Source organism: Sagittula sp. S175 (assembly GCF_049800975.1).
Taxonomy (GTDB): Bacteria; Pseudomonadota; Alphaproteobacteria; order Rhodobacterales; family Rhodobacteraceae; genus Sagittula.
Window position 1 is genome coordinate 30,880 of the sequence record NZ_JBNAGB010000014.1, and the last position, 12,621, is coordinate 43,500.

At 60.8% G+C, this 12,621-nt stretch carries 2 protein-coding genes (1 of these 2 only partly in view); one reads left to right on the plus strand and one right to left on the minus strand.

The features are described from left to right. Nucleotides 1-10,885, minus strand: the 5' end (the start) of a protein-coding gene (locus tag ACP16H_RS16880; RefSeq protein WP_425073422.1) for a tandem-95 repeat protein. 22,766 nt of this gene lie to the left of the window's left edge; 10,885 of the gene's 33,651 nt are visible here — the first part of the coding sequence; it begins with the start codon at nucleotides 10,883-10,885; the stop codon falls past the left edge of the window. A gap of 766 nt (nucleotides 10,886-11,651) precedes the next feature. On the opposite strand from ACP16H_RS16880, the gene rarD reads away from it, so the two are divergent. Beyond that, on the plus strand, nucleotides 11,652-12,572 hold the full coding sequence (gene rarD, locus ACP16H_RS16885; protein WP_425073423.1) for an EamA family transporter RarD: 921 nt from the start codon (nucleotides 11,652-11,654) through the stop codon (nucleotides 12,570-12,572). The last annotated feature ends 49 nt before the right edge of the window (nucleotides 12,573-12,621 follow it).

Here is a 12,621-nt window from a genome sequence, read left to right on the forward strand (position 1 = left end):
TGCGCTCGATCACGACGTCCTGCCCGTCGCCGGGGTTGAAGACATAGGTCGTGTCGCCGCGCCCGCCGTCCAGCGTATCGTTGCCCGCGCCACCGTTCAGCACCAGATCGTAGGACCGGTCCGGCCCGAAGGAGATCAGCTCGTCGCCGTCACTCCCCTGCCCCGCCAGTTCGAGGATCTCGGCGAGCGACAGGCTGCCGCCGCTGGCAAAGTCAAAGCGCTCGATCTGCGCATCGCGTGCGCCTGCGATGGTATCGAACATGCCCCGGATGGTGATCCGGTCGTCCGTGCCCGCAATGCCGATCACCAGGTCCTCTGGCCCGGTGGACAGGATGCGGATGTCGCCCGGCGCAATGCCCGTGCCAAAGCGCAGCACGTCCACCGCCGCCGAATCCAGCTGCTCGAGGTCGTTGATCGTGTCCTGCCCGTCGCCCAGGTCAAAGGTGTAAGTGTCGCCGCCGGAATGGCCCTGCAACAGGTCGTTGCCAAGGCCGCCGTCCAGCACATCCGCGCCGCGCCCGCTTTCCAGCCAGTCGTTGCCTTCGAGGCCATAGAGGTTCGCCGAAGCCTCCGGCCCGCTGGTCGCCAGCGGACCCGACGCCACGATCACGTGGTCGTCACCGGCCGTGGCCGGAATCGCCGCCGCCATGGCCGAAATGGACAGAGTCCGCCCGTCAACGAACCGCAAGGTGCCCACGATGGCATCCGGGTCGCCCGTCGGGTCGATCAGGGACAGGCGGTCATCGGTGCCCGCGATCAGCAGGATGATGTTGCCATCTGCATCGCGCTTGGCGCTGACGTCCTCCAGCGCGATCCCCGCACCAAAGGCAATGGTCCCGAACCCGTCCGCGCGCGAGGATGTGGTGATGCGGTCCTGTCCGTCGCCCAGTTCAAAGGTGTAGATGTCACGCCCTGACCCGTCGACGATCAGGTCGTTGCCAAGGCCTCCGTCGTAACCTTCGTCCCCGGACGTGCCGCGCAGCAGGTCGTCCGTATCCGACCCCGCGCCGTTCACCTGGTCCAGCAGCGCATCGCGGGTGACGATGGTGCCGTCACCGAAATGCACCTCTTCGATGGCGGACGAACGGATGAGAATGGAATCCTCGGACGCCGTGAAGGTCAGCAGCAAGTCATCGCGATCCGCAGACAGCCGCTCCACCCGCATCTCGGACGACCGGTAGCCGGTGATCTCGAGGATGTCGAAGCCCTGCTCCTCCTCGATCACATCCTGACCGTCGCCGACGACAAATCTATAAAGGTCGTCCCCACGCCCGCCGGACAGAACATCATCGCCCGCGCCGCCCTCGATCGTATCTGACCGATCCGAACCCCGAACGAGATCGTCTCCATCACTCGCCTGAGCATCAACGAAAGCTTGGATCAGCGTTGCCGCATCCCAGCTGGTGTAGTTGTTGAACTCGATCTTCGGCAAGGCACCAGAGCTCAGGGCCCCCGAAATGACGATCTGAGCGCCATTGTCGAAGCTGAGGATCAGGTCATCCGACGTGCTGTCGGCACGACGTACCTTCACCTGCGCGCTACTTTGATCATTGATCCTGAGAGTAGCATTGACAGTGCCGGGCAGCATTTCCACCCGGTCCGTGCCATGCGCGCCACGGAACACAACTATGGCGCCTTCGGTCAATTGGATCAGATCGTTGCCAGCCCCGGCATCCAATTCAAGTCCCGCAGGGAAATGACGGGTGTCGAGCAGGTTCTGCCCCTCCGTCGGCGTTGTTTCCAGCAAGTCGAGGCGCACGTCCTCGATGCTCATGACCGTACCGTCTTCGAATTCAAAGTGCTCAACCGGCGTGTCAAAGTAACCGCCAAGGATCACCACGCGCTCGCCTGTGCCAGCCAGCGTGATCAGCAAGTCGCCGTCGATGTTCTCGAAACTCACGCCCGCCGGAGTGATCGTCGCACCAAAGACCAGCCGGTCGATGCCCGAGGTATCGCTGATCGCGGTCGAGGTATCGCCAAGCCCCACAAGGTAGGTGTCGTTGCCACCGCCGCCTTCCAGCGCATCATAACCCGCGCCGCCGCTGATGGTGTCGTCACGGCTGTCGAGCCCCACGAGATGCTCGTTGGCATCGGTGCCCGTCAGCATCGCGTCGATGATTTCGTCGATGGTCAGCACCGTGCCATCGGCAAAGCGGAACTGCTCCACCCGCGTATCGGCAAGGCCGCCGACGATGGTCAGCACGTCCGTGCCCATCCCGAGGTCAATCAACAGGTCGTCGCCGTTGCGGCTGATGCGCAGCGCGTCGCGCGGCACCGATGCCCCGAACTGCACCTCGTCGATGACGCCCGCTTCGTCCGGGCGCTCCACGATACGGTCGAAATCGTAGTCCGCACCAAAGGCATAGAGGTCTGCCGCCGAACCGCCCACCAGCGTATCGTCACCCTGCCGCCCGTCGAGCGTGTTCGACACCGTCGGGTTGCCCTCGATCAGGTTGTCGCCCCGGTTGCCGCCCTCGATCTGAAGCAGTTCTTCCACGTCCGAGATCGACAGGAAGGTGCCGTCCCAGAACTCGAACCGCTCGACCCCGTGGTCGAGGTCAAGGAACTGGTTGCGGATCAGCAGCGTGTCCGTGCGACCGTCGATGGTGATCAGCAGGTCGTTGCCCGTCTTGGCAAAGTTGACGTTGTCCTGCGTGATGAACTCGCCGAACTTCACTTGGTCATCTACCGGCACAACAGTGCCCTTGCGGTCCGTCCACGACGCGCGCACGCGTTGGTCGTCGATGGTGTCGTTGCCGTAACCTTCGTCGAAGATATAGGTATCGCCGCCATCTGCGCCGACAAGCAGGTCCGAACCACCACGCGAATCTATGGTTTCGGCGAAATCCGACCCGGTGATCGTCTCGGCCCCGTCGCTCCCCACGAGGTCGATGTCTTCGGGGTTGAAGTCAGTATAATCGAGGGTCTGATCCGCGAACTGGAAGAATTCGATGGCGTGCCTTTGCGCCCCGTCCCTTATGTACTGGTTCTCCAGCACGATCCGGTCGGATGTGCCGTCGATGCTGATGATCAGATCCAGCGCCGTGCGCGAGAAACTCACATCCGACGCATTGATGCCGGTAAATTCGATCTTGTCAGCCGTACCGGGTCCGGACAGATACTCAGAAGACGCGTCAAAGATCGTGTCCTGGCCGTAGCCAGCGGCAAAGACATAGGTGTCACTTCCTCCCTGACCTTCGAGACGGTCGTTTCCTGCGCCGCCATCGACGCGGTCTTGGATATGTTCGAAGCCATAAATCGTATCGTCGCCATCGGTTTTGGCGAGGTCGACATAATGCTGGAGCAGCTTGAAGTGATCCCAGACAGTGCCGTCAGCGAACTCGATTTCTTCGATCAGGTTGGTAAAGCCCACGAGGAAAACGTACTGCAGGTAGTCCGTCAGGATCAGTTGGTCGGTCGTGCCACTGACCTGCAGGCGCAGCGTGTCGCTTGATCCGTCGCGGAGGAAATTAAAATCGGTCCAACGCAGATCGTCGGCAAACTCGATTTTGTCGTCCTTGGTCGCGAACAGAGAAGAGGACCAGTCCTTGTCAAGTACAACGTCCTGCCCGTAATCACGTCCGTAGATGTAGGTGTCGAAACCCTCAGCACCTTGCAGGTAATCATTCCCGGCTCCACCATCCATGGTATTGCCATTGAGGAAGCCGTAGATCGCGTCGTCACCGTCGGTTTTCGCGTTTTCCAGAACCTGTTTGAATACGTCATCCCATTCGAGCGGGGCGCTGGCTTCGAAGGTGATGCTCTCTATGAGGTTCGGGGCAATGTAATCCAGCCCCTCGGAATCCCCCATCAATTCGGCAAAGGCGCCGAGACCGAGACTCATGCCGCCGAACTGGCCAACCAGCTCGATGGTCTGGCCGGTCAGCACGCCGTCCTGCATGACGTGGATCACGAGGTTATCGGAATCCCCGTCGCGTGTCAGGTAAAGATCCTCGGCGGTGATGTCACCGCGGAACATCAGGAAGTCATGCCCGGCCTTGATCGGACCAAAGCTGAAGCCGCCAAGATCGTCGATCACGTCCTGACCGTCGCCGCGACGGATATAGTAGGTGTCTCCCCCCACCCCACCGCTCATGTAATCGTTCCCAAGGCCGCCGAACAGCACGTCTCCCGAGCCCGAGCCATAGTAGGAGTCCGCTTGATCCAACTCGCCACGCGCGTAATCAATTACGGCAAAGGCCATACGGTAGCGGTTCCACACAGTGCCATCCGCCCAGACGATCTCGTTCACGCCGGAGTCGATGCGGGTGCCATCCCGCAGCAACTCATTCAGTTCTCCCAGGAACTGGTCCTCAAGCAGCAAGGTCGCCGTACCACCCTGCCCGTCGTCCCAACCGAGTTGCAGGTTCTCGCCATCACGGACAAAGGTCACATCAGCGGCATTGAGGTGCAGGAACCGCAACTGATCGTGGTCGCCCAAATCGTAGTCCCGGATCACGTCTGCCCCGGTCTGCCGCCCAACGTAGTAGATGTCGGTCTGCAGATCATCGGTGTAGAATGGCGCGTTCTTGACGTAGCTGCCCGTAATCGTGGTGTCGCCCTCAGAGAGGTAGAAGAAATTGACTCCCTCCTTGGTGACCATGGCCGTATCAGTCGGCTCGTGGCTTATGATGCGGCGCTCGTCGATCTGAAACGCATTGGCGATGGCGGCCACGTCCAGGTCGATCGGCACGTTCTCGTAGGCCGCCAGTGCCATCTGCATGATGTAGGCCTGATCCAACTGCGATTTCGAGTCGATGGCGAACTGTGCCGCCTCTGACTGGAAATTCGGATAGATCTGGCTGAGGATCATGCTCCATTGGACGAGGTAGTCGTGAACAGCGTCGTCCACGTTGCTTGCCGGAGCGTTCTCGAAGATCGCCTCGAACATCGGCACCAATTCGCGTCCACTGGTGGTAATGTAGCGGTCTTCCTCGATGTCGTAGACCAGCCCGCGGGCATAATCTTTCAGCCCGGACTGCAGCGCCATCTGCACTGACAGGCGGTAACTGGACATGATGTATTGCGCCATGACGAGGCCCATCAACTCGATCGCGGGATCAATGATGGAGACGTACTGGTCCTCGGACGACGTGTAGCTGCCGCCTTCGACGGCCTTGTAGTCTATCAGCCCAGTTGTGCTGTCCAGCGTGGCCGACAGGATTTCAGGGCGGAAATCTACGCCGCCAAGGCCGGTGGCATATTGCAACTCACCCGGCGTCATGATCTGCACGCGGTAGGTCGCGTCGTCATAGACGTTGGCTTCGTCCAGCGTATCGAGATCCACGGCATAGTTGCGCAGGTTGAATTCGCGCGAATCGCCGGTCTTGAACTGCAGCTCCAGCGCGCGGTCGAGGTTGCGCGCCCACACCAGGAAGGTGCCGTCCTGATCGGTTACCTCGACGGTGTAGTCAACGGTGATGCCGTCGGTCACGCGAATACCGACACGCTCCACAGGAACATTGGCGAATTCGTTGTAGTTGATTTCCTCGACACGCCACTCCTGCCCAGCGTCGCGCGTCAGAGCAAGGACATCCTCAACGGACGGATGCACGACAATGTTGCCGCCCGCATCTGTGATGTCGCGCCCGCTGGCCAGCCGCCAGCTGCCATCAGCGTTCTGGATGCCGTAGTCGTCGATGATCGCCCGACCATCCACCAAGTGCACCAGATAGGGGGCCGGATCGCGATGCACGGGATCGAAGGCGCGTGTAGCGGGGGACCATGTCTGCTCCATCTGCCACTGCTGTCCGGCACCAGGCACCTGCGCCATGACGTCTTCGAGCGTCGGGCGGTCGATGGGGTCGCCAAGCGCATCCAGAACGGGCGCCCCGCTGTGCATCTCCCAATAGCCGCCAAGCGCGTCCTCGACGTAGACGCCGTAGTCAGCCAGCGTGACAGTGCCTTCGGCATCAGTCGCCAACAGCACGGGCGTCAGCTCGCGCGTGGTTTCCATTGTCTGGCCCCAGTACGCCAGCACCGGGCCGACCTTGTCGACGATGTCGAGGAAATTCGGCTCGGTCATGCCCGCCGCGGCTTCGGCGACAATCTCGCCCAGCCGCGGATCGTTGGCCATGGCGATCGCAAGGTTCGTGACTTCGCCATAGCCATGCATGTTCACGTTCAGCGCAGATTGCCAGGGCGGCGTGCCGTGCTCGCCCACGTAGACCGATTGCGACATGTTCGTTTCAAAGATCGTGTCGAACATGTTCACGATGGTGCCGTCTGCGTATTCCACGGCTGCGTTGCCCAGCACCCGGTTGCCTTGAGGCTGCTCGAAATCGAGATCCGATGCAGACAGGCTAAGCGAAACGATCCCAAGGTCATCCAGAGAGAACAACTCGCCCGCGTCGGTCTCGCCGTCTTCGTCGATATCGCGCCAGATCATCAGGGAGGCCCAGACTGCGTCAGCAGCAGTGATGTAGCCGTCCTCGTTCCCGCCTTCTGCGGCCGTGTCATACAGCGCCAGATCGCTGAAGCCCCGGCCTGTCTGACCGCCGAACATTTCCGACACGTTGTCGATGCGATCATTGTTGTTCAGGTCACGGACAAGGAAGCCATCGTCACCCCGCAGCCAGCCGGTGCGCTCGGCAAAGAGGTCATCCCCCATGTCGAAGTGGATGTTGCGTTCGTAGATAGTAAGGGTTTCCAGCCCGTCCCCGTCGAGGTCGATGACGAGAGGGTCATCCCCATCAACCCAGCGGAGCCCCTTTTGCAGCCGGATCGCCGCCCCGCCGATCCAGTAGGCCGTGTTCGCGTTGTCAATCGCGCTCCAGGCCGCCATCAGGCCGTTCCACATCGGCGTGGCCTTCAGAAGTTCGTTCGCAAAGCCGGCCGTCGCCATGACCGCTGCAAAGATCGACGGAAAGTTGAAAAGCATCCCCATGTCGGCGGTGTCATTCGCCACCGACTGCAGGAAGGCCTTGGCACCGCCGATCAGGTCATCGTCCGACCCGAGATTGCCCAGCAGTGACAAGGGCGTCACATGCAGACCACCCCCGGCAAAGCTGTATTCCGGGATGGCCTGGTAGTTCTTCTCGCTCGCGGTGTCGTCATCGTTCTGCGGCAACGGAAACCCAAGGAGGTTGCTCCACAGGATATCGCCGATGTTGACCACCCGCATTTTGTCCTGACCGCTCTTTTCATTGGCGATGTAGGCCATGAACGGCAGCCAGGTGTCGTAATAGATCCGCACAAAATTGCCGGTCGTCGCCGACATCATGATCGCTTCCCAGGCAAAGAAGCTTTGTACGCCGGACACGACGCCGCCAAAAAGTCCGGCACCGCCCAGCATCCCCCAAAGCGCCGACCCCGGCGTCACGTCCCCGCCTGTCAGCGGGATACCGGTGAAGAACAGAACATCGTCCTTCTCTGGGTCCATGATTGTTGTATCCGCCGCCCACATGAAGAAGTCGGCATTGTCGGGATCGTCCGCCGGCGGGGTCGAGACTTCGGCCCCGTTGACCACCATGCCGGTGATCGTGTCGCCGTACAGAACCCCGCCCGGGGTGAAATTGATGATCATGTCTCGACCAAGGCCACCCGCAAGGGTCACCTTGTTCGGCCCCATGGCGATCAGGATGTCGGCCCCGTCGCCGCCATCGATGGTCATGTCACCCGCGGGGGCGCTTTGAACAAAGGCTACGTCGTCCCCGCCCTGCATGGCCAGCACGCCATTGCCCGGCATGTTGTTGTCTTCACCCAGATCGAATATCAGCGCACGATCATCATTGTCGGTGAGCGAAACCTCTTCGTAGTTGTCGAAAAGAACATCGAGCGTCTCGATCTGGCCCGCTTCTTCGGTGATGAGATCCGTGATCTTGTCGACCACTTCTTGCGGTTTCCTCTTCGCCTCTTCGTAGGCAGAGACGGACATCGTGGTCGCGCCAATCAAACCGGCGAAATAAAACATGCCGTCGGAGAAGATGCCGTCGCCCGTGAACTTCAGCGAGTCCTTACCGCCCCCGAAATCCACGTACATCGGCGAGGACATGGAAGAACTTCCCATCGATACGGTGACGGAATCACTGTCACCGCCCAGAGAAACAACCTCGACATCAGAAATCGAGTCGCTGAATTCCGCCGCAACCACGTCAACGTCAGAAGAAGGCGTGTTCCCGAAATTGAACTCGAAGCTTCCGCTGTCGTAGTTCACATGGTCCGTGCCAAGCCCGCCCAGGATATTGTTGAACCCGGTGCCACCGATCAGCGTGTCGTCGCCGTCACCACCTTCGAGGATGTCGTCACCCTCATCGCCGTAGATCTCGTCGTTATCGCTGCCACCATTGAGTGAATCCGCACCCAGGCCGCCGCTGATGTAATCGTCCCCATCCCCGCCAAGGATGGTATCGCTGCCTTCGCCTCCCAGCAGGAAGTCGTTGCCGCCTCCGGCCTCAATTGAATCATCACCGATACCGCCCTCGACGGAATCCAGCCCCGAACGGCCCACGATCGTGTCGTTTCCGGCACCCCCGCGAAGGAAATTGGCTGTCCCCTCCCCCCCGTCAATGTAGTCGTCCCCACCCTCGCCTTCGATGGTATCCGTGCCGTCGCCCCCGTACAGGCCGTCGCCATCATCGCCGCCAAAGATCGCGTCGTCGCCTGCATCGCCAAAGACCAGATCGACACCTTCGTCTCCAAAGATTTCATCGTTGCCTGAACCTCCATAGAGGTCATCCGATCCGGCGCCGCCGCTGATGTAGTCATCTCCGTCTTCGCCATGGATGGTATCGTTACCATCACCGCCCAAAAGGAAGTCGTAGTCGCCCCCGGCCCGAATGGAATCGTCGCCGTCGCCGCCTTCGACCGACTCCACTCCCGAATGACCGATGATCGTGTCGTTCCCGGCACCGCCGCGCAGGAAGTTCCGGCTGCCCTCACCGCCGTCGACGTAGTCGGCCCCTCCGTCGCCCTCGATGGTATCGTCGCCATCTTCACCCAGCAGCAGGTCGCCGTCATCGCCGCCGTGGATTTCGTCGCCTCCGGCTTGCCCGTTGATGACATCCGACCCGGCCCCGCCGCGCATGATGTCGCCGCCGATGCCCCCATTGATCGTGTCGGACCCGTCGCCGCCGTCCAGGGAGTCGTCGCCGTCATCGCCGTTCAGGACGTCGTTGCCCAATCCACCCGTCAGCGTGTCATTGTCATTGCCGCCGGCAATGTAGTCGTCCCCGCCTTCCCCGTGGATTTCGTCAGCGCCAGCCCGACCGTCAATGGTATCCAAACCCTCGCCACCATACATCCAGTCATCGCCGTCGCCCCCGTCGACGGAGTCATCTCCGTCCCCGGCGAGGACCACGTCGTGCCCTGTTCCACCCAGCAGAGTGTCATTGCCTGCGTCACCGATCAGGTAGTCGTCATCCTCATCGCCCTGAAGCAGGTCGTTTCCAGCGCCGCCTTCGAGGTGGTCAAAGCCGATACCGCCGTACAGGGTGTCATCACCGTCGTCGCCGTAAAGAGAATCCTGCCCGTCATTGCCATTCAGGGTGTCTTCGTCCGCGCCTCCATTGATGACGTCATTGCCTCCATCACCCGAAAGCGCATCCCGACCGGCGTCACCGAACAGGGTGTCGTTGTCGGCACCACCCTGAATGAAATCGTTTCCGCCTTCACCATGCAGCGTATCCTGCCCCTCATCGCCCCAAAGGCCATCTGCTCCGTCACCGCCATAAATCTCGTCAGCGCCTGCATTGCCGATCAGCCAGTCGTCGCCACCTCCGCCGGTGATGTCGTCATCGCCTTCACCGCCAGCAATGGTGTCCTCCGATGCATCGGCACCGCCATCTATGGTATCGTTGCCGGCCCCACCGTCGAGGTCATCTCCGCCATCACCGCCATAGATCTCATCGTTGCCGTCACCGCCCGAAATGGTGTCTCCGGACGCGTCGCCACCGCCGTCCATGGTGTCGTCCCCGGCGTCTCCATACATCAGGTCAGCGCCGTCGCCGCCAAACATCAGGTCACCGCCGTCACCACCGGACATGGTGTCACCGTATGTGCCCGCGCCACCATACATGTGATCGATGCCGGCACCGCCGTCCATGCTGTCGGCGCCTTCGTCGCCGTACATGTCGTCATCACCCAGCCCGCCGATCAGAGTATCGCTTCCCTGACCGCCGGACATGATGTCCCGGTCGTCACCACCGTCCATGTGGTCGTTTCCGGTTCCACCGTCCAGCGTATCGATCCCGGTCAGGCCAATAAGTGTATCGTTTCCGTCGTCTCCGAAGATACAGTCATCCCCGCCGCCGCCGTCCAAGCTATCGTTGCCGTCGCCGCCGTACAGGCAATCGCCTGAACCACCCGCCAGGATGGTATCGTCACCGGTCCCGCCCTCAACGGAGTCCATGCCTGCGCCACCGACATAAGAGTCCGCGCCTGCGCCCAATGCGATGAACTTCAGTCCGCCACCTGCCGTGATCGTGTCGTCGCCTCCACCGCTAATAACGGTGTCCGCCCCTCCTCCAAGGTTCAGATCGACCCCTTCGGCCGCAAGAGAGGCGTCGATGCTGTCGTCGCCATCCGTGGTCAGGATGCGCTCAATTTCATCGAATGTTGTGGTTCCGCCGGGACCAGTGATGATTCCGCTCTCTGATCCGGTCATCAGGATGGTCAGCGGTTGCGTGACTCCCCTTAGATCCAGGACATCGATGTCCTGGTGGTCGACGTCCTCTCCGCCGAGAATCGTGTCGTTGCCAAAGTCATCCGCCAAGGCAATTGTGTCGCTACCGCTATCCCCGTTGACTTCATCGTTGCCGAGGCCGCCTTCAAGGAGGTCGTCTCCTGAACCGCCGGAAAGCGTATCATTGCCCGCATAGCCTCGCAGTGTGTCGTCGTCGGCTCCACCCGTCAGAGCTTCGGAGTTCGGGGTGCCTTCGAAATCCATGATACTATTCCTTTGGGCACGGGCGTAGCGTCACCGACGTGCCCGAATTAGATTTCATGATGAGAGTGTGCCCAGATGCTTGAAGCCCATCAGCGGGATTCAAAAATGCTCCATCTGCGCGAAGCGCTGATCGTTCGGGAATACGCACGTGACACCCGTTCCTATAAACGCCCTATGCAGCAGCAGACCCCAAAAACGGGGAGCGCATGAGGCTTAATTCAAAATTAATTCTTGATACTGTTCCGAAGTGGCCTTTTCTGTCAAGTTTCCAGCCGTAGCAGTTGGTCGGCGCAGGGACGATCACACGCAGACGGCTTTGCCGCTCTATTCGGCGGTGCTCGCGCACGTGATGTGATGTCGATGCTACTGAAGGTGAGACACCGACCTGCTCACCGAGGCGTGTGATCGCGGTGGCTTTTGGCGAGTTCGATCACTGACCAAACGAAGACCCAGCCTATTGCCACAACATTTGAGCAACACCGGTTGTATGGCCCGAGGCATCACCGTGATTACACCGATTTGCATCGCGTTGGGAAAGGATAATGAGCCTCCGGGGCATGATGGAGGTTCCCCGGTGTACACGGGTCTCTATGCAGGAAAGACCCCGAAAGATGTCGTCCTGCCCTGTTCTCATCGGCGAAACCCAACGTCCTGTCGAAGCCGTTGACGAGAGGACTCCTCCGCCGGGCCGGACGGCAGCAACCAATCATCCGCAGTTGCAAAGCAAGCGCTTGCGTTCTCCGGCACAAGGGCGCAACCAATCGACATGAATGAACCGATCAAAGGCCTTCTCGCCGTACTTGCGGCCAACCTGCTGTGGGGCCTGTTCCCGCTGTACTGGAGGCTTCTCGACCATGTTCCACCGCTGGAGGTCTTTGCCCATCGCACCTTCTGGTCGCTGTTCATCTTTGCAGGTGTGCTGGCCTTGCAAGGCCGCCTTGGGCAGTTGCGCGACGTCTTTGCCGACCGCGCAACCCGTTGGCGCATTATCGGCGCGGCGCTGGCGATCTCGGGCAACTGGTTCTTTTTCATCTACGCCGTGCAGATCGGCAAGGTGATGGAGGCCAGCATCGGCTACTACATCTTTCCTCTGATGGCGGTGACGCTGGGCTTTGCCTTGTTCCGCGAACGCCTTACGCCATTACAATGGCTGGCCGTCGCCTTCGCCGCATGCGCAGTGGTGATCCTGACCCTCGGACTTGGCGTGACGCCTTGGCTGTCGCTCGCGCTGGCGGCATTCTTTGCCATCTACGGCGCGTTCAAACGCGGCGTGACCGCGGGCCCGATCCTTTCCGTCACTGCCGAAGTGGCTGTTGTTGGTCCGCTTTCGTTGATCTGGCTGCTGGGTGTGCACTTTCTCGGCTGGACAGACTTCACGGGACGTCCCGGCGGTGTCTTCGGTCAGGACTGGGCAACATCGCTGATACTGATTTCGGGCGGGCTCGTCACAGCCGTACCGCTGATGATGTTCTCCTACGCGGCGCGCCGGGTGTCTTATTCCACCATCGGAGTGCTGCAATACGTCAACCCAACCATTCAGTTCGTCGTCGCAGTCTGGGCCTTTGGACAGGTGGTCACGCAGGCCCACATGATCGCCCTGCCGATGATCTGGTTCGGGCTAATCCTCTACACCGCCTCTTCCATCCACAAAGACCGCAAGGCACGACGCATCGCGGCAGTGCATTAGGGGGCTGTTCATGCCCTTCAGGCATGACATCTCCGCCGATTGGGCGTAT

Excerpts from the sequence above, each read along its gene's own strand:
- rarD (WP_425073423.1), top strand. The coding sequence starts at position 11,652 with ATGAATGAACCGATCAAAGGCCTTCTCGCCGTACTTGCGGCCAACCTG.